Source organism: Pseudarthrobacter sp. ATCC 49987 (assembly GCF_009928425.1).
GTDB lineage: Bacteria > Actinomycetota > Actinomycetes > Actinomycetales > Micrococcaceae > Arthrobacter.
The window spans coordinates 3,426,198-3,450,273 of record NZ_JAABNS010000001.1; the positions used below are offsets into that span (position 1 = coordinate 3,426,198).

26 protein-coding genes and 3 tRNA genes are annotated in these 24,076 nt (G+C 69.3%); 9 read left to right on the forward strand and 20 right to left on the reverse strand.

Annotation, left to right across the window (positions count from 1 at the left end):
• Positions 1–226 precede the first annotated feature (226 nt).
• From GXK59_RS15810 to GXK59_RS15860, 11 genes are all read right to left on the reverse strand, one after another.
• On the reverse strand, positions 227–838 hold the full coding sequence (locus tag GXK59_RS15810) for a hypothetical protein (protein ID WP_160668232.1): 612 nt from the start codon (positions 836–838) through the stop codon (positions 227–229).
• Positions 835–1,398: a DUF6286 domain-containing protein gene (locus GXK59_RS15815; RefSeq protein ID WP_160669218.1), complete on the reverse strand. Its 564-nt coding sequence runs from the start codon at positions 1,396–1,398 to the stop codon at positions 835–837. The genes GXK59_RS15810 and GXK59_RS15815 overlap by 4 nt, the downstream gene beginning before the upstream one ends.
• Positions 1,399–1,505: 107 nt before the next feature.
• Positions 1,506–1,886, reverse strand: a complete 381-nt coding sequence (locus GXK59_RS15820; RefSeq protein WP_160668234.1) for a hypothetical protein — start codon at positions 1,884–1,886, stop codon at positions 1,506–1,508.
• The gene (locus GXK59_RS15825; protein ID WP_024367397.1) at positions 1,883–2,074 is read right to left on the reverse strand and encodes a hypothetical protein; all 192 of its coding nucleotides are present in this window, start codon (positions 2,072–2,074) and stop codon (positions 1,883–1,885) included. The genes GXK59_RS15820 and GXK59_RS15825 overlap by 4 nt, the downstream gene beginning before the upstream one ends.
• Positions 2,071–2,535 carry an Asp23/Gls24 family envelope stress response protein gene (locus tag GXK59_RS15830; protein WP_160668236.1) on the reverse strand — a complete coding sequence of 155 codons (465 nt, stop codon included), beginning with the start codon at positions 2,533–2,535 and terminating at the stop codon, positions 2,071–2,073. The genes GXK59_RS15825 and GXK59_RS15830 overlap by 4 nt, the downstream gene beginning before the upstream one ends.
• Positions 2,536–2,662: 127 nt before the next feature.
• The gene (locus tag GXK59_RS15835; protein ID WP_237393920.1) at positions 2,663–3,118 is read right to left on the reverse strand and encodes a hypothetical protein; all 456 of its coding nucleotides are present in this window, start codon (positions 3,116–3,118) and stop codon (positions 2,663–2,665) included.
• A 245-nt stretch (positions 3,119–3,363) separates the two neighbouring features.
• Positions 3,364–3,439 (reverse strand) — tRNA-Phe (locus GXK59_RS15840).
• A 48-nt stretch (positions 3,440–3,487) separates the two neighbouring features.
• Positions 3,488–3,561: transfer RNA gene (locus GXK59_RS15845), tRNA-Asp, on the reverse strand.
• Positions 3,562–3,652: 91 nt separating this feature from the next.
• A tRNA-Glu gene (locus GXK59_RS15850) sits at positions 3,653–3,725 on the reverse strand.
• A gap of 158 nt (positions 3,726–3,883) precedes the next feature.
• The gene (locus tag GXK59_RS15855) at positions 3,884–4,522 is read right to left on the reverse strand and encodes an FMN-binding negative transcriptional regulator (RefSeq protein ID WP_160668237.1); all 639 of its coding nucleotides are present in this window, start codon (positions 4,520–4,522) and stop codon (positions 3,884–3,886) included.
• Between the two features lie 43 nt (positions 4,523–4,565).
• The gene (locus tag GXK59_RS15860; RefSeq protein ID WP_160668239.1) at positions 4,566–5,168 is read right to left on the reverse strand and encodes a LysE/ArgO family amino acid transporter; all 603 of its coding nucleotides are present in this window, start codon (positions 5,166–5,168) and stop codon (positions 4,566–4,568) included.
• Between the two features lie 69 nt (positions 5,169–5,237).
• Here GXK59_RS15860 and GXK59_RS15865 point away from each other — a divergent pair, with 69 nt between their 5' ends.
• The 5 genes from GXK59_RS15865 (at position 5,238) to GXK59_RS15885 (ending at position 10,244) form a co-directional block, all read left to right on the forward strand.
• Positions 5,238–6,119 carry an ArgP/LysG family DNA-binding transcriptional regulator gene (locus tag GXK59_RS15865; RefSeq protein ID WP_160668241.1) on the forward strand — a complete coding sequence of 294 codons (882 nt, stop codon included), beginning with the start codon at positions 5,238–5,240 and terminating at the stop codon, positions 6,117–6,119.
• Between the two features lie 97 nt (positions 6,120–6,216).
• Positions 6,217–7,218 carry a DMT family transporter gene (locus tag GXK59_RS15870; protein WP_237393921.1) on the forward strand — a complete coding sequence of 334 codons (1,002 nt, stop codon included), beginning with the start codon at positions 6,217–6,219 and terminating at the stop codon, positions 7,216–7,218.
• 21 nt (positions 7,219–7,239) lie between these two features.
• Entirely contained in the window at positions 7,240–7,683 is a 444-nt protein-coding gene (locus GXK59_RS15875) for a metallopeptidase family protein (RefSeq protein ID WP_160668243.1), read from the forward strand.
• A 10-nt stretch (positions 7,684–7,693) separates the two neighbouring features.
• Entirely contained in the window at positions 7,694–8,620 is a 927-nt protein-coding gene (locus tag GXK59_RS15880; RefSeq protein WP_160668245.1) for a cation diffusion facilitator family transporter, read from the forward strand.
• 226 nt (positions 8,621–8,846) lie between these two features.
• Complete coding sequence (locus tag GXK59_RS15885) at positions 8,847–10,244, forward strand: C40 family peptidase (RefSeq protein ID WP_160668246.1); 1,398 nt, start codon at positions 8,847–8,849, stop codon at positions 10,242–10,244.
• Positions 10,245–10,295: 51 nt separating this feature from the next.
• Here GXK59_RS15885 and GXK59_RS15890 read toward each other — a convergent pair whose 3' ends face one another.
• From GXK59_RS15890 to GXK59_RS15915, 6 genes are all read right to left on the reverse strand, one after another.
• The gene (locus GXK59_RS15890) at positions 10,296–11,165 is read right to left on the reverse strand and encodes an ABC transporter permease (protein ID WP_443094292.1); all 870 of its coding nucleotides are present in this window, start codon (positions 11,163–11,165) and stop codon (positions 10,296–10,298) included.
• On the reverse strand, positions 11,149–12,192 hold the full coding sequence (locus GXK59_RS15895) for an ABC transporter ATP-binding protein (RefSeq protein ID WP_160668250.1): 1,044 nt from the start codon (positions 12,190–12,192) through the stop codon (positions 11,149–11,151). Before GXK59_RS15895 ends, GXK59_RS15890 begins: the two co-directional genes overlap by 17 nt.
• Positions 12,193–12,219: 27 nt before the next feature.
• The gene (locus GXK59_RS15900; RefSeq protein WP_337248072.1) at positions 12,220–13,350 is read right to left on the reverse strand and encodes a LolA family protein; all 1,131 of its coding nucleotides are present in this window, start codon (positions 13,348–13,350) and stop codon (positions 12,220–12,222) included.
• A gap of 147 nt (positions 13,351–13,497) precedes the next feature.
• Positions 13,498–14,235: a hypothetical protein gene (locus tag GXK59_RS15905; protein ID WP_237393922.1), complete on the reverse strand. Its 738-nt coding sequence runs from the start codon at positions 14,233–14,235 to the stop codon at positions 13,498–13,500.
• 13 nt (positions 14,236–14,248) lie between these two features.
• Complete coding sequence (locus GXK59_RS15910; protein WP_160668254.1) at positions 14,249–17,026, reverse strand: PEP/pyruvate-binding domain-containing protein; 2,778 nt, start codon at positions 17,024–17,026, stop codon at positions 14,249–14,251.
• A 61-nt stretch (positions 17,027–17,087) separates the two neighbouring features.
• On the reverse strand, positions 17,088–18,125 hold the full coding sequence (locus GXK59_RS15915) for a universal stress protein (protein ID WP_160668256.1): 1,038 nt from the start codon (positions 18,123–18,125) through the stop codon (positions 17,088–17,090).
• A 467-nt stretch (positions 18,126–18,592) separates the two neighbouring features.
• Here GXK59_RS15915 and GXK59_RS15920 point away from each other — a divergent pair, with 467 nt between their 5' ends.
• Positions 18,593–19,219 carry an FAD-binding protein gene (locus tag GXK59_RS15920; RefSeq protein WP_237394020.1) on the forward strand — a complete coding sequence of 209 codons (627 nt, stop codon included), beginning with the start codon at positions 18,593–18,595 and terminating at the stop codon, positions 19,217–19,219.
• Between the two features lie 36 nt (positions 19,220–19,255).
• Here GXK59_RS15920 and GXK59_RS15925 read toward each other — a convergent pair whose 3' ends face one another.
• Positions 19,256–19,846 carry a copper resistance CopC family protein gene (locus GXK59_RS15925; RefSeq protein WP_160668258.1) on the reverse strand — a complete coding sequence of 197 codons (591 nt, stop codon included), beginning with the start codon at positions 19,844–19,846 and terminating at the stop codon, positions 19,256–19,258.
• Between the two features lie 111 nt (positions 19,847–19,957).
• Here GXK59_RS15925 and GXK59_RS15930 point away from each other — a divergent pair, with 111 nt between their 5' ends.
• Positions 19,958–21,400, forward strand: coding sequence for an NCS2 family permease (locus GXK59_RS15930; protein WP_160668259.1), 1,443 nt, complete (start codon positions 19,958–19,960; stop codon positions 21,398–21,400).
• A 135-nt stretch (positions 21,401–21,535) separates the two neighbouring features.
• On the forward strand, positions 21,536–22,495 hold the full coding sequence (hutG, locus tag GXK59_RS15935; RefSeq protein WP_160668260.1) for a formimidoylglutamase: 960 nt from the start codon (positions 21,536–21,538) through the stop codon (positions 22,493–22,495).
• A gap of 6 nt (positions 22,496–22,501) precedes the next feature.
• Here the strand turns inward: hutG and GXK59_RS15940 are convergent, their stop codons facing one another.
• Positions 22,502–23,119, reverse strand: a complete 618-nt coding sequence (locus tag GXK59_RS15940) for a TetR/AcrR family transcriptional regulator (RefSeq protein WP_160668261.1) — start codon at positions 23,117–23,119, stop codon at positions 22,502–22,504.
• Between the two features lie 66 nt (positions 23,120–23,185).
• On the opposite strand from GXK59_RS15940, the gene GXK59_RS15945 reads away from it, so the two are divergent.
• On the forward strand, positions 23,186–23,686 hold the full coding sequence (locus GXK59_RS15945) for a cupin domain-containing protein (RefSeq protein WP_160668262.1): 501 nt from the start codon (positions 23,186–23,188) through the stop codon (positions 23,684–23,686).
• Positions 23,687–23,806: 120 nt separating this feature from the next.
• On the opposite strand, the gene GXK59_RS15950 is transcribed toward GXK59_RS15945, so the two are convergent.
• Positions 23,807–24,052, reverse strand: a complete 246-nt coding sequence (locus GXK59_RS15950) for a hypothetical protein (protein ID WP_160668263.1) — start codon at positions 24,050–24,052, stop codon at positions 23,807–23,809.
• Positions 24,053–24,076 lie beyond the last annotated feature (24 nt).

Genomic DNA, 24,076 nt, shown 5'->3' on the forward strand with positions numbered 1-24,076 from the left:
CATTGACTAGGTAGCGATCGGCGTTGGAGCGGCGGTGCGTGCGTGTGGTGCCCATCACAATAATCACCATCCGGTGAGGAATGCAAGCGTTTACACACAACCTTTGCGGAAAGGAGACCCTCGCCGGGCACACAGCTATGCACGCCAATGCGCGCCGCTGCTGGGAAGTCGGCCCGCCGGCCCTGCGCGGGACCCGCGAACATGTTGCGGCAACCTCACCGCCGGGTCAGCGGACCCGCTCAGCCCGCCCGAACCTTGACCGGGCACCCGAGACGATATGGATGAGCACCAGGGTACGTTTGCCGATCGCGAGGTCAAGCGCCTCCACGAGGGCGGACACCTCGGCTGCAAGCCGGTGGGGGGCCACGCCCTGGCGGGGCTGGATCCTGATTCTCAGGGCCGGTTCGCCGCGGAATTCGTAGGTTGCAACGGTGGCGCCAGCCAGGTCCGGACGGTCCGCCAACGCAGCCCGGAGCGCCTGCTCGGCAACGCCGCTGCCGATTCTGACGCTTCCGGGCACCTCGCCCGGATCCTCTTCGGACACGAGCAGGTTTGCCCTGCCCTTGCCCTGCTGGGCGACCCAGGCAACCATGGCACCAATCACCAGGAGCAGTGCCAGGACCACCGCAATCCACAGCCAGCTCTCGGCACGCCCCGGGAAGCGCGTGCGTTCGAAGAGGTCCCGCCAGATGCTCCAGACACCGGCGGCCCATCCCTGCCACCACACAGCCACCGCCGGCACGCTCGCCAGCAGGATGAGCAGCACCCCGAGGCCGGACAGGGCCATTCCCAGGATGCCGATGAGGACCCGGTTGAGGATTCTGGGGGTGCCGTTCATGCGCCGATCACCCCGGCCGGGGCCACATTGATCCGGACTTCAGGCGTGGGGGCCAGCCTCATGTCCCGGAGCTCATCCCGGACGGCCGTGAGCACGGCATCCGGGCTCAGCGGGACGCCGGAGGTCGGGCGGACGTTGACCTGGACCTGCTTCCGGGACACGGTCACCATCACCTGCTCCTGGCTCACATTGGCGGCCACCCGTGCCCGGCGTGCCAGTGCGGAGGCAATCACTTCGTCGTCCACGACGACGGCGGTCCGGCGGTCCTGCAGAAGGTGGCGGGCACGCCGGCCAGGCAGGACTGCGTTCAGGAAGAAGAACAGGCCCGCCATCAGCAGTACCGCACCGACCACCCCAAGCAGGAGAGGCGGAACCCCGTTCGGGAGCGCCACCACCTGCTCCGCCGCGGTCTCGGGATCCACGAGCCACGGCAGCTGCCCGACGGCCCGGACCGCTGTTTCCAGGAGGGCGTAGACGCACAGCGCAATGACCAGGACAGCGGCGAGGATTGAGGCCACGGCCCGCGAGGAGTGGGTTTCGCGTTTGAGGATCCGCTCCATGCCCTCGACGGCTGCCCCGGCAGGTCCGGTGCTGCCGGCTGTGGGTGCGTCGGGCGGAGCAGGCGGGACGTAGCGCCCGCCGCCCGGCTCGTGCTCGGTGTCGCGGCTCAATGGACGCGCCCTCCTTCCCTCACGCTGGCGCCGCTGATCCGGATGTCCACCCGGCTCAGCCGGGCACCGCTAAGCTCGGTCACCCGGCGCAGGATGTCGGCCTTGGCGGCAACGGCCCGCTCCCAGATGGAGCCGCCGAAGACCGCGATCCGGCCGGGATCCCGGAGGAGGGCAGTCAGCGGCGGGACGGTGATGGGGGCGACAAGGGACAGGGCCAACAGCCCGTCGTCGTCGGTCCACTCAGCGCGGACCTCCTGCGGCGTAACACCAAGGGCTTCGGCGGCGGCGGCCTGCGCCACGCTGGTAAGCGCCTGGGTGCTGATCCTGGTGTGCCCAGCCCGCGCGGCGGTGTGGACAGCACCAGCTGCTCCGCTCATGAGGAGGAACGCCGGCCCGTGAGGGCGTCAAGCACGCTGCGCAGGTCCAGTTTCCCTTCCGCGGCGCGGCCCAGCAGGGCTCCGATTCCCATGAACAGCAGGGCGCCGAGGAAACCCCATACGCCGAACTGGAAGGACATGAACGCGACGAAGGCGCCCATCGCGATCCCCACAACGGTCAGATTCACTGGACTGCCTCCCTTGAGGGTCGGGTCTCGGCCGGGGTACCGGGCTTGGCCGGGGCGGGCACGTAGACATCGTTGATCTCGATGTTGACTTCTATGACCTGGAGCCCGACGAGCTCCTGCACTGCCGCGTACACCGCGGCGCGGATCTGGTCCGCCAGGGCGTGAAGGGGTGTGCCGTAGAGCGCCACCAGGTCAATGTCGACGGCCACCTGGGTTTCGCCGACCTCGGCACGGACACCGGCGGCGTGGTCCGCGCTGCCGACGGCGTCGCGGAAAGCGCCCAGCGCACGGGACGGCCCCGATCCGAGGGAGTAGACACCGGGGACGGCACGGGCGGCGATGCCCGCGACCTTCGCTACGGCGGTCTCGGAAATGACGGTACGGCCGCCGCCCAGAATGGGCACGTTGGCCGCCGGTCCTGGCACCGGGGCCGCTGCGGACTGGGAATTCTGGTATTCCATGAGGCACTCCCCCTTCTCTTTGTGACCACCCTAGTACCTGCCCCCGACATGGTGGCCGCTTGGCGCAAGGAAGGCCAAAGAGTCAGGGGCAGCCCGGGCCGCTCACGGTCAGGTTCGGGAGGCCTGGCTACTTGCAGTTGGCGGCGAGCCAGCCCTGCACCGGAGCCATGGCGTTCTGGAGTTTGCCGCTGGAGAACACCGTCTGGTCCTTGATGCCGGCGATGGCCACCTGGCTGAGGGTGGTGAAGTCTGCCTTGATGCTGTCGGGGACTCGTTCCGCGGTGCGGCTCAGTTCGGCTTTGGTCTTCTCCAGTTCGGCAGCCGTGCCCTGTGAAGCCGCCAGGGGCAGCAGGGTGGAGCCGGTGGCCTGCTCCGAAATCTTGGTGCAGGCCTCCGCCGCCGTGGCAAAGTCCCCCCAGGGGCCGGAGGACTTGCTGGGGCTCGCCGTCGCGGTCGACGGTGCGGGGCTGGCGGCCGCGGACGACGGCGCACTGCCGGCTTCCGGCGCCGAGCAGGCGGTGAGTGCAAGGGCCGCGAGGAGGGTGAAACCGGTCAGAGGGCGTGCAGCATTCTTCAAAATCACGTGTAGGAATCACTTTTCGGTTGAGATTGCACCGCCGGCCCTATCAGGCTGCCGGCGGTCGTGGCGTTCTTTCCCCAGCGTGCGAGTCTAGCCCGGTCGGTGGGCCGGCCCGCAAACGGGCCGCCGCCGTCGACCCCCATCGATTGCTCCGTAACGGCCCTTTTGGGCTACATAGCGGCACTACCGGAGCAACCGATGGGGTTAAAGAAGAAAAGCACCAGTTCCGAAGAACTGATGCTTCCCAGTGGTGGCTCCGACCGGCGTCGATCCGGTGACCTTTCGATTTTCAGTCGAACGCTCTACCAACTGAGCTACAGAGCCTAGGTGACATGTCACCATGACAGCAGGAATTTCTTCCTGCAATCAGAGCGACCCTGACGGGACTTGAACCCGCGACCTCCGCCGTGACAGGGCGGCGCGCTAACCAACTGCGCTACAGGGCCTTGCTATTTTCTTGCTGCAGTATCGCTACCGCAATTTTTCAAGGCCTTTAGCCTACCAGACTTTCACATCCGGTTTGACCAGTTCCTTGCGTACCCCCAACGGGATTCGAACCCGTGCCGCCGCCGTGAAAGGGCGGTGTCCTAGGCCGCTAGACGATGGGGGCCAGAACGCCATCCGGTTGAAACCACTGAAACAAGGGCAAAAATTAAGGGCCGAAGCCGTTCATTTTTGTCCTTTCGGGTTCCTCCGAACTGGACTATAAAACTATAAGGGCACACCCCCGGATTATCCAAAATCGGCGACCGCCGGGCTTTGGGGCGGTCAGGTGCGCCGGATCTGGTCCTGTTGCGCCCGCTCGACCTCGCCGGCCGATTCCAGGTCGCCCCGCGTCCGCAACCCGGTGATGACGCCGTCAATGTCGGCAACCGGCCGGTTTTGGCTGAGCTTCCGTTTCGCTTCAACCCTCGTGATGAGAAGTTCGACGCCGACAATCGCCCGGAGCTGGCCGGCGATGAAGCGGGCGGGGGCGTCGTCCACCGTCCAGGGGTCCGCCGAAGATGCCTCGTGCAGCGTGGTCAGCCGCCGGACCAGGTTTTCCACCCATGCGGGGTCGTCATGGATGACAAGCCGGCCGTAGACGTGCGCGGTGGTGTAGTTCCAGGTTGGCACCACTCGGCCGTGTTCGGCCTTGGACGGGTACCAGGACGGGGAGATGTAGGCGTCGGACCGCTGGATGATGACGGGGGATTCGCCTGCTGCCGGCAGCAGCCACTGGTCGTTGTTGCGGGCAACATGGCCCAGCAGGGCCCCGTGGTCGCCGGCGTCCGGGTCATAGACGAACGGCAGCAGCGTCGCGAGCAGGCCGTGCTCCGTCGATGTCACCAGGTTGGCTGCCCCGGGGTTTGAGAGCAGTTCCGTGATGGCGCCCTGGTCGGCGGCGAAATGCGCGGGGACGTACATGGGAGCTTCCTTTGTGGGGTGTTGTGCAGGACGGCTGACAAGCTCAGGTTACGAGCATGACAGCCAGGGTGACCATGACCAAGGCGATGCCGCCGTCGAGCGCGCGCCAGCTGCCCGGCCGGGCGAACACCGGCGCGAGGAACCGGGCACCGGCGCCGAGGGCGGCGAACCACACGATGCTGCCCAGCCCGGCGCCGGCAGCAAACCACCACCGCCCGTCCGGGCCGTGGGTGCCGGCCAGGGATCCCAGCAGCAGGACGGTGTCCAGGTAGACGTGGGGGTTGAGCCAGGTCAGCGCGAGGCAGGTCCCCAGCGCGGCCGCCCAGGTACCCTTCTGCCCGGCACCAGGCAGGGAGGCCTGGGTTCCGCGGACGGCCCGCAGTGCTGCCATCGCCCCGTATGCCAGGAGGAAGGCGGCACCCGCCCAGCGCACGACCTCGAGAACTGCGGGCGCCCGCTCGATGAGGACGCCCACCCCGGCCACACCCAGGACGATCAGCACGAGGTCGGACAAGGCGCAGACGGCAACAACCAGCACGACGTGCGAGCGCTGGACGCCCTGGCGGAGCACAAAGGCGTTCTGGGCACCGATGGCGACGATCAGGGACAGCCCGCTTGCCAGGCCCGACACGAGAGAGAGGATCACCCGTCCCACGCTAGGGGGCGCAGGGACATGAAACCAGTTAATAATTCTTGGCCAACATAAGATGATCTAATGATCGACATCCATCCGGACCAGGCCCGGACCCTGGCTGCGATCGTGGCGCACGGAAGCTTCGAGGCCGCCGCCAGCCACCTCTCGGTCACGGCGTCGGCAGTGAGCCAGCGCGTCCGCGCCCTCGAGGTAGCCGTCGGCCGCCCGGTGCTGAAACGGACGCGCCCCATCGAACTCACCCCGCACGGCCACGCGGTGGTGCGCTTCGCCCGGCAACTGGAGATGCTCTCCGCCGACCTGGCCGAAGAGCTGCAGCCCGGCGCCCAGCCCTCCCTCGCCCGGCTGACCCTGGTCATCAACAGCGATTCACTGCATACCTGGGCCCTGCCGGGCCTGGCCGCCGTGGCGGACAAGGTCCAACTGGAGATTCTGCGCGAGGACCAGGACTACTCGCTGGAGCTTCTCCGCAGCGGCGCCGCGGCCGCCGCCATCACCACCACGGCCAAGGCGGCGCCGGGCTGTTCCTCACGGCGCCTGGGTGTTATGCGCTACCTGCCGGTCTGCACCCCGGACTTCGCCGCCCGATGGTTCCCCGGCGGGGCCTTGGCGGCTACGCTCGCCGACGCCCCGGTCATCATCTTCGACCGCAAGGACGACCTGCAGGACCGGTACCTGCAGGGCGTGAGCCGCAAGACACTCCAGCCGCCACGGCACTACGTCCCGGCCGCCCACGAGTTCGGCGAAGCCATCCGTTGGGGCATGGGATGGGGGTTGCTCCCCGAAATAGAGGTCTCGGAGGAACTGAAGCGCCGCACACTGGTCGCCCTGGACCCCGCAGCGCACGTCGACGTGCCGCTCCACTGGCAGCAGTGGCGGCACGGATCGGCCTCCCTCGACGAGGTCGCCGCGGCCATCCAGGCCGCCGCCCGGCCCCTCCGGTAAGCCGACGGGGACGGAGCGGCCGCGGATGGCAGGAACTCGACTAGACGTGGCCGATTTCCGCCAGTCCCCGAGGCCCGGCACGGACTAGATTGGCAGCATGGCAACAACCGCCCGCACGGGCTCACCCCAACCGGACAGCACGCATCCGGACGGCACCCACGAAGTGCCGCCGGACGGTCCCGCCGCCCAGCCCGCCCACCCCGCAAAGCAAACCCTCCAGCCGGGACAGATCAGCAGGCTCGGCATCGCCGCCGTGATCGTCACCGTGGTCCTGTGGGCCTCAGCCTTCGTAGGCATCCGCGCCGTCGGGCCCAGCTTCTCCCCCGGCCCCCTGACCCTCGGCCGGTTGGCGGTTGCCGCCGTCGTTCTGGGAGCTGTGGTGCTGCCCCAGCTCCTGAAGAACAAGAACCTCCCCCGGGGCCGCGAATGGTGGCCCATCCTGGCCTACGGCGTGATGTGGTTCGGGGGCTACAACGTCGCGCTGAACGCCGCCGAGCACCTCCTTGACGCCGGCACGGCCGCCCTGCTGATCAATGTCAACCCCATCCTGGTCGCCATCATGGCCGGCCTGATCCTCAAAGAGGGCTTCCCGCGCTGGCTGATCATCGGCAGCCTCGTCGCGTTCTGCGGGGTCGCCGTGATCGCGCTCGGCTCCGGCCAGCGGTCGACGGCGGACGTCGCCGGGGTGCTGCTCTCCCTGCTGGCGGCGGCCCTCGCCGCGGTCAGCGTCATCGTGCAGAAGCCAGTGTTGCGGAAGTTCCCCGCGGCCCAGGCCACCTGGTTCGGGATCATGGTCGGCGCAATCTGCTGCCTCCCCTTCAGCGGCCAGCTGATCGCCGAACTGCAGGTCGCCCCGCTGCCGGCCACGCTGGGACTCGTCTACCTTGGCGTCTTCCCCACCGCGATTGCCTTCACCACCTGGGCCTACGCACTGTCCCTCATCGACGCCGGCCGGCTCGCCGCCACCACCTACCTGGTGCCCGGGACCACGATCCTCATCTCCTGGCTGGTACTCGGCGAAATCCCCACCATCTGGGGCCTGGTGGGCGGCGCCATCTGCCTCGTGGGGGTGGGGCTGACCCGGCGCAGGTCCCGCTGATTCGGCGCTAGAGTTTCAGCTATGCCCGCTACCCTGCCGCCCGGCCTGCCCATCATTCCGGACAGCCCGGACGACGGCGGACACCACCCGCACGCGCCGTTCCCGATGTCCGAGACAGAGTTCGAGGCCGCGGTGAACGACGCCCTGGACCGGATCCCGCCGGAACTCGCCAAGACCATGAACAATGTGGCCATCTTCATCGAGGACGACTACACGCCCCAGCCCGGCGAGGACCCGGACACCGTGCTGCTGGGCCTCTACGAGGGCGTGCCGCTGACCGAACGGGACTCGTGGTGGGACGCCGGCTCGCTGCCGGACCGCATCACCATCTACCGCGAACCGATCCTGGACATCTGCGAATCCCGCGAGGACGTGATCGAGGAAGTGACGGTCACCGTGGTCCACGAGATCGCGCACCACTTCGGCATCAGTGACGAGCGCCTGCACGAGCTCGGCTGGGGCTAGCCTTGTAGGCATGGGACACGACCACAGCCACTCACACGGCATTTCTGCCACCGGCACTGCCAAGCACCGCAAGCGCCTGGTCGCGGTCCTTACCATCACCCTCGCGGTCGTCCTGATCCAAATCGCCGGGGCGCTCGTTTCCGGGTCCCTCGCCCTGCTGGCGGACGCCGGCCACATGCTTTCCGACGCCGCCGGAGTCTTCATCGCCCTGCTGGCCGCATGGATCGCAGCCCGGCCGGCCAGCGACCAGCGGACCTACGGCTACCAGCGCGCCGAGGTGCTGGCCGCCCTGGCCAACGCCCTGGTGCTGATTGTCATCTCGGTGGTCATTTTCACGGAGGCCATCCGCCGGATTGGCTCCGCCCCCGAGGTCCAGACCGACGTCATGCTGTACGCCGCCGTCCTGGGCGCCGTCGCCAACTTTGTGTCCCTGCTGATCCTGCGCGGCGCCCAGAAGGAAAGCCTCAACGTCCGCGGCGCCTACCTCGAGGTCCTGGGCGACCTGCTGGGTTCCTTCGCCGTGATCGCCGCCGCAGTGGTCATCATGGCCACCGGCTACCAGGCGGCGGACACTATCGCCTCGATCGTCATTGCGCTGATGATCCTGCCGCGGGCCTGGCACCTGCTCCGCGATGTGGTGGACGTGCTGCTCGAGGCGACCCCCAAGGGTGTGGAGGTACAGCTGATCCGCGAGCACATCCTGGCCGTGGAGGGTGTGGTGTCGGTGCACGACATCCACATCTGGACCATCACCTCCGGCGTGCCCGTATTTTCAGCCCACGTGGTGGTGGAGGACGCGGCTCTGGGTGCCCGCGGCGCCGACCAGGTCCTGGACAAACTCGTCAGCTGCCTCGGCTCGCACTTCGACACGGAGCACTGCACCTTCCAGCTGGAACCGGCCTCCCACGCGGAGCACGAATCACACCAGCACGCCTAACCCCGGCATCTCCGGCGGGGTGTCCGCCGCGGACTCTGCTGCCGACACGCCCCGCCGCAATGTGACCAAATGACATAGTTGTTGTTTATGTTAGTGATGTGACCAGTGTTGCCAAAGTGGCGATTGGCACGTAGCGTCGACCGTGCTGGGGGTTCAGCCGCGGGTTTTCCACGCGCCGGAAGCCACGCCCACCCGCTCCAGCCCGACACTGCAGCGAGGTTTGCCTATGACTTGGACCGGTTCCGGCCGAAAGACGACCGCGCTGTGCGCCGCCGTCGTGCTCCTGGGAACTCTGGCCCTTCCCGCGAACGCGGCCCCGCTCCCGCCGGCGTTCCAGGTCCCGACAGAACGAGTCCCGGCTGCGCCGGACGTTCCTTCTCCGGACGAGATCGCCGCCGCAAAATCCAGTGAAAGCGCGACGGCGGCACAGGTCGCCACGATCGACAGGCTCCTGGCGGACGCCTCCGCGGCCCAGGACGCCAGCCTCGCCGCGTCGATGCAGGCCAACAACGCCTACGGCGAAGCGCTCGTGGAGCTCCAACTCCGGCGCGACGCCGCCGCAGTGGCCGCCGCCAGGGCCGCGGCAGCCGGGGCGGAGCAGCAGAAAACGCGCAAGCAGATCGGCCAGCTTGCCGGCGATCTTTACCGCAACGGCGGGCTGAATCCCGCCCTGAGCAGCTTTGTCAGCGGCAGCAGCAACGCCCTGCAACAGGCCGCCACCCTGGAGGCCGTCACAGCCGGCCGCACCCGGGCCTTCCAGTCGGCGGAAACCGCCGCAGTGGCCGCCGAGTCGCTGACGGCTGCCGCAGCCGACGCCAACCGGGCCGCCGACGAGGCCGCGCGGACGGCGGAGACGCGCAAGCTCGATGCCGAGCGTGCCAGCGATGCCCAGCGGACGGCTGTGTCCGAGGCCAGGGCGCAGCGGACCGTGCTGGTGGACCAGCTCGCGAACCTCAAGAACTCGACCGTCGCTCTGGAATCGGCCCGGGTGGACGCCCTGGACCGGCAGCGCCAGCAGGACCGGCTGGCCGCAGTGACGGCGGCGCCCGCCCAGGGCTCCGGTCAGGGTCCTGCCCCGGAGCCCACCGCCGGCAGCCCCGCTTCGGTAAACCAGAGCCCGCAGGCACCGGCCGCACCGGCTCCTGTGCCGCCAGCGGTACCCGCTGCCCCCGCCCCCAGCCCTCCCGCCCCTGCTCCGGCCCTGCCGGAGCCCGTTCCCGCGCCTGTTCTGCCGCCCGCGCCCTCCCCGGGCGGCTCCAACCAGACGGCAATCTCCGTGGCTCTCGGCAAGGTCGGCTCGCCCTACTTCTACCAGTACGGCGGTACGGGGGCCTATGGCTTCGACTGCTCCGGCCTGGTGCAAAACGCCTTCGCCGCGGCCGGAAAATTCCTGCCCCGCACCGCATCCCAACAGTTCGCCCAGGCCCCCGTGCATGTTCCGCTCGCCCAGGCCCAGCCCGGGGACCTGCTGGTCTGGGGCTCGGCACCGGGTTTCTACCACGTGGCGATCTACCTCGGCGGCAGCCGCGTGGTCCAGGCGCTGAACGAGGACGCCGGGGTCACCGTGACGGACCTTGCCTCCATGTCCGGCATGCAGCTTCACCCCGTCGCCGCGCGGTACTGAGCCTGGGCAGCCCCCACCGTCGCCGGATGTCGGGATGGCCGCATACCGTGACTAGGAAAGCACGTCTTTGGTGATGAACCTGCCGTAGGCGAGCGCGCCGAAAACGGCGACGTAGCCGCCCTGCAACAGCAAGTTTGTGAGGAAGGAATCCCAGGCGACAGGCTGGCGCAGCAGGTCCGCGAAGTCGAGCCAGTAGTGGCTGAACAGCCACGGGTGCAGCCATTCCAGCTGCGGCAGCGCGTCCAGGACCTGCGAGACCACTGAGAGCACCACCGTGGACGCCATTGCACCCACGGGCACGTCCGTGAGCGTTGACATAAAGAGTCCGATCGCCGACAGGCCCATCAGCGAGACGGCAAGATAGGCGGCAATCAGCAGCAGCCGCAGCAGTGCCTCGGCCGGTTCGATCGAGTCCCCGGAAAGCAGCGAAACAGGCCCCACCGGGAAGAGCGACGCACCGATCGCGGCGCCGACCAGTGCCACCACCAGCGGCGCCGCGACGGCGAAGGCCACCGCCCCGGCGTACTTCACGAGCAGCAGCCGGACCCGGCCTGCGGGCGCTACCAGCAGGTACCGCAGGGTTCCGAGCCCGGCCTCACCCGCCACGGTATCCCCCGCCACCACCCCGACGGTCAGCGGCAGGAACAGCGGCACCGATACGAGCATGGCGGTCACCCCGACGAACAGGCCGTTTTGGGAAATCCGGTCCAGGAACGCCGGCCCCCGGCCCGCCGGCACCGCGGCGGACACCCGGACCGCCACGGCAATCAGGATGGGAATGGCCGCCAGCGCACACAGCATGGCCCAGGTACGGCGGCGGCGGAAGAGCACCCCGAGTTCGGACGCGAGCAGGCCGCGGCCCCATGTGCCTCGCCGGGTCGTCGTCGCGGCGGCGCCGGATTCCTTACTGGACAACGTCAAAACCCTCCCCCGTCAGCGCCACGAAGCGTTCCTCCAGGCTGACCTGTTCGGTGGCGAAGCCCCGGACCCGGACCCCGGCCGCCACCAGGGCGGCCACCACCGCCTCCGGCGCCACAGCCCCGTTGCCCGCCCCGGCGGGAAGCGGCGCGTAGAGCACGTCGCCTGCTCCGCCGAAGGGTGCGCCGCTGGAACCTGTGCTGCCGGAGCCGGCACGGGCGGGCGCCCCGGCGTCGGTCGGGACGTCCACGGCCGGGCTCAGGCCCAGCCGGGCGAGCACCTCGGCCGCGGCCCCGGCGTCGGGCGTCAGGACCCGGATTCTCGTCTGCCCGTCCTGGCGCAGTTCCGCGAGGGTCCCCTGCGCCACCAGCCGGCCCGCACTCATGATGGCCGCGTGGGTGCAGATCTGTTCCACTTCGGCTAGCAGGTGGCTGGAGACAAACACGGTGGCGCCGTCGGCAGCGAGCGAGCGCACCAGGCTGCGGACCTCACGGGTGCCCTGTGGATCCAGCCCGTTGGTGGGTTCGTCCAGGATCAGGAGTTCGCGGGGTGCCAGCAGGGCATTGGCGATGCCGAGCCGCTGCTTCATGCCCAAGGAATATGCCCGGACCTTTTTGTCCGCGGCGTGCGTCAGCCCCACCCGCTCGAGCGCCAGCTGGACGCGGGCTTTCCTGGTGGCGGCGGGGACATGCGGATCGGCGGCGTCGAAGCGGTGCAGGTTGGCCGCGCCGGAGAGGAACGGGTAGAACGCGGGCCCTTCCACCAGGGCGCCCACGCGGGGCAGCACGCCGTGCAGCTGCGCCGGCATCTCCTGGCCGAGCAGCCGGACGGAGCCGGACGTGGCCGCGGCGAGCCCAAGCATCAGCCGGATCGTGGTGGTCTTGCCCGAGCCATTGGGACCCAGGAAGCCGAAGACCGAGCCCCTGGGCACGGCAAGGTCGACGCCGTCGACGGCCAGTTGGTGGCCGAAGCGCTTGCTGAGGCCGGTGGTCTCGATGCTCAGTTCTGTCGCCGGCGCGGCGGCGGTCACGCGTTGGTCACCGGGGGGTTCACCGGACTATTTACCGAGCGCGGCGGCGGCCTGCAGCCGCTCCAGCGGGACGGAACCGGCAAAGATCCGTCCGTCGTCGAGGATCAGCACATTCACGAGCGACGTCGACACGAGGCGTCCGCCCGGGACGGCGACGGCAGCCTGCTCCAGCAGCGCGCCGGCGCCGGACCGGGATCCGTCGGGGAGCGGGGCCCCTGGCTGCAGCGGGTTGGCCGTCGCGGGGTCAGGTGTTCCGGTCCGGGCCGGCATTGCCAGTGCTCCCGCCGGGAATTCAAGCACCGATTCCCAGCCTGTACCCGTGACGGTGGGCTTCTTTTCAGCCTTCGCCTTGGCGGTATCCGACGGCGGCTTGGCGGCGTCGGCCTTGTGGTCCGGCGGCGGAATTTCCTTGACGGTGGCCCCGGCCGGCGGGGTGAAGTTGAAGATGGCGGAATCCGGGGCCTCAAGCGTGAGGTTCGTGAACGCGACGCTGAAGGCCGGCTCGGACTGTCCCCGCGCTTTCAGGTCGACGCCGAGCGGGAGTCCGGTTTCGCCGTCGACCGCGATGGCGATGGAGTTCACCAGGGTGACGTCGGATTTGGGGGTCAGGATGAGGTTGTAGGCTGCCCGTCCGGCGACCTGGACATCAGGGCCGACGGTCACGTCCGTGCCCGCATCGACTTTGGCGAGCAGCTTGCCGGCCAGGTCCTCGGGGGTCGCCACGCCTCCGGGGCGCGCCGCGTGGCGGCTGGCGGCATCGGCGGGAAGCTGGGCATGGGCGGCCGTGTTGTCCTTGGAGTTGTAGAACCACAGCTCGTTGCCGTGCCGGACCGCGTCCCGCTCCGCCATCCGGTCCATGACCTGGACCCGGGCATTTGCGGGCCCGTCAAGGTAGACGCGGGCGGTGTGGGGTCCTGTCAGCAGTTCCAGCCAGGCCGTTTCCGGTGATCCCGCGCCGGGCCCAGACGTCGGAAGTTCCGGCAGGCCGATCGCGGAGCTCTGTTCCAGGGTCCCGGACAGGGATTTTTCGCCGTGCTGGGCGATGAGGAGCAGCACCTCCTGCGGGGTCTTCTCCGGCAGCGGGTCTCCGGCATTTGCGGGCAGGGATCCGGACAGGACGCCGGCCGCGATCACGGCAGGCACAGCAACAGCGGGCATCCAACGCAGCCATTTGCGCGTCATTGCGACCGCGCTCCAACCTTGCAGCTCATGATTTAACAGTACGCCCGGGAATGGCCCGTTTCACCCTTTCCCCGGCAGATTGATCCCGGGGCCGACGCCGTTGGTCCAGGCCCGGCGCCGCGGTCAGGTGAGCACATTCAGCGTCAGCTCGACCGCCCCGAGGAGGAGTGCCAGGACCGAGGTCCCGAGCCCGGCGACGAGCAACAGCCCCGGGTGCGCCAGGCCGACGACGACCCGCCTGAGCCGCGGCCGCCCCCGCAGGAATTTCTTGGGCAGCAGGGGCGACGCGGGGTCCTGTCTCCAGCCGCGGAGGCGCCGCAGGAACCACGCGCAGCGGATGATGAAAGCCAGCCAGAGCACGGACACCACAAGGGGCACCGCGGCCAGCAGGAGGTGGAACCCCATGGCTGTGACCTCCCGCTCGGAAGCGCCGACGAGGGACTGGATGGTGGTGGAAATCGACGCGCTCATGACCACGGAGACACCCCACACGAGGAACGCCGCCGTGAGGGCGAGGAAGCGGACGAAGAAGTGCCCCAGCACGGAGTCCTTCCGCCGCTTCAGATGCCGTCTGGGAGTGGCCTGCAGCAATGCCACGGTGGCCAGGAGGGTCGGCAGTGCGGCCATCCCGACCATCACGTACCAGGCCCAGCCCGCGAAGTCGAAGGCGTCGTCCGCGACGATCAGGGCCGCCCAGAATCCGGTCCAGGCCCAGCCGGCGGTGAGCGGGCGGCGGACCAGCCAGCCGGGAAGCCAGGGATCGTCGACGCCGGGCTTCGGCACCTGTTGCCCTGCCGGCTGGTCGGGCCCGGTCCCGGCGTCGTCCGCCACCGGCCGCGGGGCACCCTGCACGTCGCTCATGATGCCACTTTAGCTAGGCGTCCTCGGGGGCGGCGCCCGGCGCGACGGTGCCTGCGGCGCCGTCGACCGTGATGCGGTCCCCGGTGACGATCAGCGAGGTGGCGTCCGGGACCCCGACCACTGCGGGAATCCCGTACTCCCGTGCGACCACCGCGCCGTGCGAGTTGGGGCCGCCCATTTCCATCACCAGTCCGCCGGCGGTCAGGAACAGCGGCGTCCAGCCCGGGTCCGTGGAGGGAGCCACGAGGATCTCTCCGGGCTCCAGGTGCGCCCCCTGTGGCTCCAGGATGACGCGGGCGGCGGCGGTGACGGTGCCGGCCGATGCCGGGGTTCCCGTCAGGACTCCCGGGGTTCCGGCATCCGTCCCGGCAGCACCGGCCTGCACCGCTTCCGGTTCCGTCCCGTCCGAGAGTAGCACCCGCGGGATGTGCCGGCGGCCCAGTTCCTGGGCGTAGGCTTCGCGGCGCTGCGCCACGACGGTGTGCAGCGCTGTCCCCGAGAGGCCGTCGCGGACCTCGACCAGGTCCAGGAAGAAGACGTCGTCCGCTTCCGTGATGCGGCCGGCCGCGGCCAGGTCCGTCCCGATGGCCTGGAGTTGCCCGCGCACCGCGGCGAGGGCCTCGACGATGTGGTATTTCGGCAGTTCCCGCAGCCCGGCGAACATCCTGGTGCGTTTCAGTGCCGCCCGCACCAGCGCACCACGCAGCCTGCTCCGCTCCGCCGCGGCGGCGGACAGCCGCTCCACCTGTGACTCGGCGTCCCGCGCCGCCTTGCTGAACTGCCGGTCCGGAGCCTGGCCGGGATCGTCCAGGCGCAGGTAGTTGGCCAGGACCCCGAAGATATGGGCCGGGTCGTCGGACCAGCGGGGCATTCCCACGTCTATTTCAGCCACTGCCCGGTGCCCGTAATGGCCCAGGAAACCGGCGAGGCCGGACTGCACGACGGCGGGCAGCCCGCGGGCCCGGTAGCGGCGGACGAGTTCGGGCACCCCTGCGTCATCGAACACAGCGCTGTCGAACGCCGCGCCGTCGAATACAGCGCCATCGAATACCGCTGCGGACTCGGCGTCGGCCCGGATGGCTGCAGCGAGCTGCCAGAGTGCCAGGTCCATTTCGGTGGTGACGTTGTTGGGAAGTCCCCGCAGGACCGGCTGCAGCGAACCCGGGCCGGCAACGGGTCCCAGCAGCCTGCCGGCGGCTGCCAGCAGGGCAAAGCCCAGGGCCGGCAGCGGCAGGATGTTGGGCACCACCGGGAAGAGCTCCTGGCCCAGGATGCGCTCCACGTGGTCCAGACGCTGCACCGCGGTGGACCCAGCCGGGAGCACCAGGGCGGCCCGGAAGCGTTCGCCGAAGCGGTCCGCCCGGCGCAGCGCGGCCTCCGGCCGGAGCAGGGCGCGGAGCAGCGACTCCGGGACCCTGGCCCGGGCCGCCACAGGGCCAACGTGCCGCAGCACCCGCCACGGGGACCGGCTGGTGACGGAAAACCGGGGGTCATCGAACAGGCCGCGCAGCACGGCCGCGGAGCGGGCTTCCATCACGTCGAACACGCGCGGCACGATGGCCAGTCCAATGGCGCTGCGCAGCACCGGGGTCAGGTCGAAGAAGAGGCGCTGGCCGGCCTGGACATACGGCGGCGGCCCGTCGTGGGGTGCCGGGACCTCGAAATGCGCCGCGCGGGCCACGGACGAGGCAATCAGCCGGAAGGCCGCCAGCCCCATCGGCGTCAGCGGGCGCGTCAGGCCCTGGGCCAGGCTGAAACACAGGTAGACGCGGGTCCCGGCCAGGACCCGCTGCCGCTCCGGCAACGGGTAGAGGGTGCTGATGGGCCGCGACTGCGTCAGCCAGGCGGCTCCGCCGCCGTCGATGGCCCATTCGAGGTCCTGCGGCGCGCCGAAGTGCACTGCGGCGCGGCGGCCAAGGAGTTCCAGCGCCAGGAGCTGGGCATCGTCCAGACAGGGCTGCGACCCGGCGCCGGGCTGGTCGATCCGTTCGGTTCCCCCGCCCGGCAGCGGCCTGATCGCCAGCCTTTTGCTCCCGATCCGGCGCTCGAGGATTCTTCGGGTGGCGCTGTCGACGACGAAGTGGTCCGGGTTGACGGCCCCGGAGACCACGGCTTCGCCGAGCCCGGGGCTGGCATCGATGACCGCCTCCCGCCGTCGTCCGGTGACCGGATTGGCGGTGAACAGGACTCCGGCCACGGCTGCGTCGACCATTCGCTGGACCACCACGGCGAGCGACACCGTTGAGGGGCCGATCCCGTGGGTGGCGCGGTAGCTCACGGCACGGTCCGTCCAGAGCGAGGCCCAGCACTGCCGGACCGCCGCCAGGACTGACTCCACGCCCACGACGTTCAGGAAGGTATCCTGCTGGCCGGCGAAACTGGCGAACGGCAAATCCTCGGCAGTCGCGGATGAGCGGACCGCCACTGGGACGTCAGTTCCCAGCGCCGTATAGGAGTCACGGACAGCCGTGGCGATGTCAGCGGGCACGTCCGCGGCCAGGACCGCGCGGCGGGCGGCGGCGGCCAGCCCGGCCAGCCGCGGCAGGTCATCCGGGGCGGTCGCGGCCAAGTCAGCGTGGACAAGGTCGAGGCCGACACCCGACGTGGCGCGCCGGTAGGCACGGGTGGTCAGGCAGAAACCGGCCGGAACCGGCAGCCCTGCGCGGATCAGTTCACCGAGGTTGGCCGCTTTGCCGCCGACGTCGGGAAGCAGTTCTGTGCCGGCCAGCTCCAGTGCGAGCACCAGCCCCGGTTCCCTCCGCGGCCTGCCTGTGCCTGGTCGGCGCCCCATCTGTCGACCCTCCCCTCAGGTTTGCAGTCCCGGGACCGGCCCCGGGCCCGCCCGGGACCCGCTACGAGTCCCCGAGAATGGGTCCGAAGTTCACCCGGTCAGCCAGCCGGGGATCATCCCGGTCCGGGACCACCATGACGGGGCCCTTGGCGTGATGCAGGATCCCGTCGGAGGTGGACCCGAGCAGCATCCCGGCGAAGCCGCCGCGGCCACGGGTGCCAACGACCACCAGTTCCACATGCCGACTGGCCTCGACGAGGATGTCCACAGGCGAGCCATCCACGAGCTGGGTCTCCACGGTGAGGTGCGGAAAGTGGCTCCTGATCCAGGCGGTGCCGGCGTCGAGCTGGGTCCTGATGTCGGCGAAGAGCGCTTCGCGGTCCATCGGCGCGGGCACCCAGGCCAGTGAGCCGTTGTACTGCGGGACGGCGCAAACCACACGCAGCGGCGCGGAGAGCCTTTCGGCCTGCGCCGCCGCTTCCAGTACCGCCACGCGGGCCTGTTCGGAGCCGTCGACGCCCACCACCACTACGTTTTCGACCGGGACGCGGCCGGACTTCGCCCGCTCCGCGAGGACATGCTTGTCGTCGGTGGTTTCGCCCAGGCGGTCGGCGCAGATCAGGGGCACGGTGACGGTGGGGCACTTGGCGTGCGCGGGGAGGGCGCTGCTGACGGAGCCGAGCAGCCGGCCGACGAAGCCGCCCCGGCCCCGGGTGCCGAAGACGAGCAGCTCGGCGGTTTCGGACATTTCCAGCAGGACGCCGGAGGCATCGCCGTTTTCGACGGAGGCGTCGACGTCGATCACGTACCCGGCGACCTTGTTCACGGCCTGCTTCAGGATGGCCTCCGCGCCCTCGCGGATCACCGAATCGTCGACAGTGGCGTAACCGCCGTCGAGTCCTGACGCGGCGAAGATCGGAACGGAGTAGGCGGTGACTATGTGCAAGGGTCGGTTGCGGCGCTCGGCTTCGCGGGCGGCCCACACCAGGGCGCACTTGCTGTGGTCGGAGCCGTCGACGCCGACCACGATGCCTCGGGGAGCCGCGGACCCGCCGGCGGATTCCCCTGCCGGATCCGGATGCACCTGTTCTCGGCCCATGGGGTCCGCCTCCTCGCGATTCTTGCCTGATGTTGCTGCTATTCTGCCAGACGTGTCCGAGTGCAGCGTCCAACGGCGACGCGCCCGAAGAATCTGCGGCCAGAACCCTTGGTTTTCCCAACTATTCTCGGTTTGCCGGGAACAAGCAAGCGGGCGGAGGAACGGCCGGACCTGTGATCGTCACGCAGGTTTTACCCAGTGTTAACGCGGCGTCCGATGACCCCGAATGACGGCAGATGAACCCCCGTTGCCGCCCGAAAAGTCCGGGAATCCCGGGATCCGCCATTGTTTCGGCTGCTCTATCCAAGGCGGCAAATGTTAGGTAGTCTTCGAGGCGTTGCTGAACCGAGACTCGTGTTTCAGAACGTGGCGCCAGCGGCACTGCGTTCGGAGCGGGCTACGGAACGCGTCCGGGGCACCAACCCCGCAACAGGCATCAATCGAGGAAGGACCCTGCAGTGTCGAGCATGCCAATGTCCGTGGAGATCGAACGGACCGCAGCCATTGTGATCGGCACCGGCCTGTCCGGGCTGGCGGTGGCCAGCGAGCTGCAGCGGCGCGGGGTTGACTCCATCATTGTGGACGGGCTCGATCTGTTGGGTGCCGGGCATCCGGCCAATACGTCCTCCCTGCAGCGCTGCGACGCGGCCGACGCCGCCAGCCTGCGGGAACGCAACGAAATCCTCCGGCATCTGCGGAACTACGCCGCCAGCCACAAGTTGGACGTCCGGAACAATATCCGGGCCCTGCAGCTGGACCATGTTGATGCCGGCATCACCCGGCCCGGCCAGCAGTGGGCCGTCCGCACGCCCGGCGGCATCCTGCTGGCCGATCACCTCGTCCTGACGCGCTGTGCCCACAGCCAGCTGCGCCGGATGCTCTCCGAGCTTGGTGTGGCCGCGGGGCAGAACCTTATGGCGGCGATGCACGCCCTCGGGATGTACCTCGTGGGTGTGGGCGAACTCATTACGCCGACGCCGAAGGAAGTGCTGCGCCAGGCGAAGGTTGTGGGCCAGGCGATCTCCGCCAAGGTCTACCCCGACGGGTTTCCGGCCGTTCTGCCCGGGGGCTACGCCCTCGCCGCGCCGGCCTGACCGGAACACTCTGCCCCTACCCAAGGCAACGCGGGTTCAGCTTCCGGTGTCGTTGCCGGCGCCCGGCTTGAGCCGGCTCTTGGCCATCAGGCCCAGGACGACCAGGATGCCGATGGCCGTTCCAACGAAGATCACAATGCTCCAGGGGAACGGCTCCGAGGAGCTGGTCCGCGGCTCCGGCGCCGGCGTTATACCCGGCTGGGCGGTTCCCATCGTGGGAACCGCGGCAACCGCCGTCGAGCCTGTCGCTCCGGCTGTTGCGGTAAACGTGAAGGTGCCCTCGATGGGGTGGCCGTCCGAGCTGGCCACACGCCAGGCGACCGCGTACAGCCCTGCGGGGGCGCCGGGCTTGAGCTTCTGCGAGGCGACGTTGTCCACGATCTCGACGGCGCCGTCGGCCCAATTGGCGCCGTCGTGGTTCACCGCGACCTGCGAACCCAGCGCCAGGGGGTTCTTATTGAACGTGATCGACACCTTCTCCGGCGGCGTCGCTACCGTGGCGCCGGCGGCCGGGCTGGTGGACTCGGCGACGTCGTGGGCCGAGGCCGGAGAAACCGCGCCCAGCAGGGCGGCGGCGAAGATCGCGGCGCCCAGCAGGGCACTCAAGAGCTGTCGGATGGGGCGCATGGGAAAAGCTGCTCCTAGTGTTGGCTTCCTTACAGACTAGGCGAAATCGGCCGGTCGCCGCGTGTGCGCCTAATAGGATTCAAGTAACCATCCACATCCCCCGGAGGACTAATGCTCAAGCAGGGCTCTGCACTCGACCGGTACTTCAAGATATCCGAGCGGGGGTCGAACTTCTCGCGCGAGATCCGTGGCGGCTTTGCCACGTTCTTCGCGATGAGCTACATCGTGGTGCTGAACCCGCTGATCCTCTCGGGCCCCGATTCCTCCGGCGCCACACTGGGTTTCCCGGCCGTCGCCGCCGTCACCGCCTTGGTCGCAGGCATCCTGACCATCCTGATGGGGGCGTGGGCCAAGCACCCCTTCGCGCTGGCGACGGGCCTCGGCGTCAATGCCTTCGTCGCCGTCACGGTGGCCACCAACCCCGGACTGACCTGGCCGGACATGATGGGCCTGGTGGTGCTCTCGGGTGTCACCATGCTGATCCTGGTCCTCACCGGTTTCCGGACCGCCGTCTTCAAGGCGGTCCCGGAAGGGCTGAAGACCGCGATCGTGGTGGGCATCGGCCTGTTCATCGCCCTGATCGGCCTGGTCAACGCGGGCTTTGTGCGCCGCATCCCGGATGTTGCCGGAACCACCGTGCCGGTGGGCCTGGGCTTCGACGGCAAGCTTGTGGGCTGGCCTACCCTGGTCTTTGTCTTCGGCCTGATCCTGACCATCGCCCTCGTGGTCCGCAAGGTCAAGGGCGCGATCCTGATCGGCATCGTCGCCTCGACGATCCTGTCCGTGATCCTGGAATTCACCCTGCACATCGGCCCCAGCTTCGACGGCAAGACCTACAACCCGGCAGGCTGGTCCCTCGTGGCCCCGGCATTCTCCGAATGGGCCGCCCCGGACCTGTCCCTGATCGGCAAGGCCAACCCCTTCGGCGCCTTTGAGCACCTCGGTTTCGTCGCCGCGACCCTGCTGGCGTTCGTGATCCTGCTGAGCATCTTCTTCGATGCCATGGGAACCATGGTGGGCCTGGCCACCGAGGCCGGCACCATCGACAAGGACGGCAACATCCCCAACGTCGACCGGGTCCTGCAGGTGGACGCGCTCGGCGCGATCATCGGCGGCGGAGCCTCCGTCTCCTCGAACCAGATCTACGTCGAGTCCGGTGCCGGCATCGGCGAAGGCGCCCGGACCGGCCTCGCCTCGATTGTCACCGGCCTGCTGTTCATCGTGGCCATGTTCTTCACCCCGCTGATCAACCTCGTTCCGTTCGAGGCGGTGGCGCCGGCGCTCGTCGTCGTCGGTTTTATGATGGTCTCCCAGGTCGGCAAGATCGACTGGCAGGACCTGGGCATCGCCATCCCGGCCTTCCTGACGTTCACCCTGATGCCGTTCACCTACTCGATCGCCAACGGCCTCGGCGCCGGCTTCATCATGTTCGTCCTGATCCGCACTTTCCAGGGCCGCGCCCGCGAGGTGCACCCGCTGATGTGGGCTGTGGCCGCGGCCTTCCTGCTGTTCTTCGCGATCGGCCCGATTGAGGCGGCGCTGGGACTGCACTAAGGATCCCCGCATTCCCCTCCCCTCCGCCTCCGCCGAGGTGAGACTTCGGCCTTGAAAGGGGCAGGTTCCGGGATTTCGGACAGCACGACGGCGGCTCGGCTGGTTTTCCGGCCCGGGCTGCGGTGAGCTAGGGGCATGGTTTCTCCCTCGCCCGCCGTTGATGTCCCGCCGCAGCCCTGGACCGGACGGTTCGACGGCGACGGCGCCGAGCACCGGCGCTGGTGGCAGGCCGTCACGCCCTTCGCCCCGCGCCGAGCCAAGCCCGCGCGCCCCCTCGTGCGCCCCGCGGTGATTCTCGGTTTCCGCAGCGACGCCGGGGTGCGCCGCAACAAGGGCCGAACGGGTGCCGCCGCGGCCCCCGCCGCGATCCGCGCCGCCCTCGCCCCGCTCGCCTTCCACCTGGGCCGGGACGTGCACGACGCCGGCGACGTCACCGTGGCCGGGGATGCCCTGGAGGCAGGGCAGGCACGTGCCGGGCTCGCCATCACCAGCCTGCTCGACGCCGGGCAGCTTCCCGTGGTGCTGGGCGGCGGGCACGAAACCGCGTTCGCGAGCTACCTGGGCGTGGCCGGCTCGGCGGCGGTCCGCGAGGGCCTGCGCGTGGGCGTGCTGAACCTGGATGCCCACTTCGACCTCCGCGACGAGGCCGTGCCCAGTTCCGGCACCCCGTTCCTGCAGATGGCCCGGGCTGAAGCCGCCGCGGGACGCGAACTGAGGTACGCCGTCGTCGGGATCTCCGAACCCAACAACACCCGCGCCCTCTTCCGGACGGCGGAGGAGCTTGGCGTCGACTACCTGCTGGACGAGGACTGTTCGGCCGGGGCCGCGCACGCCTTTGTGGCAGCGTTCCTGGCGCAGGTGGACGCCCTGTACCTGACGATCGACCTGGACGTGTTGCCGGCGTCGGTGGCCCCCGGAGTGAGCGCGCCGGCCGCGTACGGGGTGCCGCTGCCGGTGATCAGCGCCGTGTGCCGCCAGGTGGCCGCGAGCGGAAAGCTGCTGCACCTGGATGTCGCGGAGCTGAACCCCGAGTTCGACCTGGACCACCGGACGGCCAAGGTGGCCGCGAGACTGATCAACACGCTGCTGGGGTAGCCGGCATCAGTGCTGGGCTGCCGGCGGGGGTCCGGAGACGAGGGCCTGGTGGAGCAGCGCCCGCGCGGACCAGCGCATCGACGCCCTGGCCTGGTCCCGCGAGAGGCCGCCGATATCAGTGAGCCAGACGAGCGCCTCGATCCCGATCGCGCTGCGCACAGCCAGCGCAAGGGCGCGGATCTCCGGTGCGGAAAACGTGCCCTGGAGAGGTTTGAGGGCTTCCTCGATCCAGGCGATCGCCCTGCCCTGGCGCAGCGGTAGTGCCGATTCCGCAGGGTCCCGCTCCAAGGAGAGCCGGAGCATCGTGCGCTGCTGGGCTTCCGTGTCGGCGATCAGCCGGGTGAACTCCGCCACGACGACGTCCAGCCGCGCCCCCGGGTCCTCCGGCGCGTCCGCCGGCAGCAACGACTTCCGGGCGGTTTCCGGGTGGGCTGCGGCGAGGAGCTCACGCTGGCTCGGGAAGTAGCGGTAGGCAGTACTCCGGGCGACGCCGGCTGCTGACGCCGTGCTGTCGACGGTCGGGGACTCCCCCGCCGCCACCGCTTCCCGGGCGACAGCAACGAGCGCCTCGAACGTCCGGCGCTTCTGGCCTGTGCGGCCGGCATCCTGATAGGGGGTTGACATGGACTTTATGGTACCCCAGTCTTGTTATGGGACATAAGTCCCATAAGCACGTGAAGAGGCGATCCCATGGAAACGGTCAGCAGCCCGGCAGCCATCATCCGCGCAGAAGGCCAGGGCGAGCGCCGCTGGTTCTTCGGCGGCGGAGTCCACATCTGGAAAGCCAGGGCGGCGGAGACTGCCGGCGCCTTCCTGCTGTTTGAAGACCAGATGGCCGGCGGCAAGATGACACCGCTGCACACTCATCCCGATTCGGACGAGACCATGTACATCCTGGAAGGCGAGATCCTCATGCACATGGACGGTGCCGAACACCGGATCGGCGCCGGTGGCCTGGCCGTGGCGCCACGGGGCGTTCCGCACGCGTTTATGGTGGTTTCCGGGCCTGCGCGGATGCTCTGCCTGCACACGCCCGGCTGCTGCGAGTCCTTCTACTGGGACGCGAGCACACCGCTCGCCGACGGGGACACCGACGGGACCGGCCCGGTGGATTTCGGCAGGGTCCAGGAGTCCGCACGCAAAAACGGCGGCATCGTACTGCTGGGGCCGCCGCCGTTTGGGCCGCGGTAGCCGCGCCCGGGGCCGGGGCCGGCGAACCGTCCACGCGGGGCCGGCAACCTTCCGTCAAAACGGGCCCGGAACACAGAAAGTCCCCGCCGGAGCAGGGACTTTCTGTCGGACCGGTTGCGGCTAGCTGCGCCGCACTTCCACGCCGTCGGATTTCAGGAACAGCCCGGCCTCGGACGGAAGTGACGGGTCCGCCGGGACCAGCCAGAGGACATTGCCGCTCAGTGAAACCTCTTCGACCTCACCGGCAGCCAAGACCTGTGCGTGCTTGAGGATTTCGACCCGGTCGCCGGCCTTGAGGCCCCGCCAGTCGGAAACCGCCGTGGCCGATGCCAGGCGCCTGGACATAACCGTCCCGCGTGCTTTCATGAACTTCTACCCCTTTGTATATGT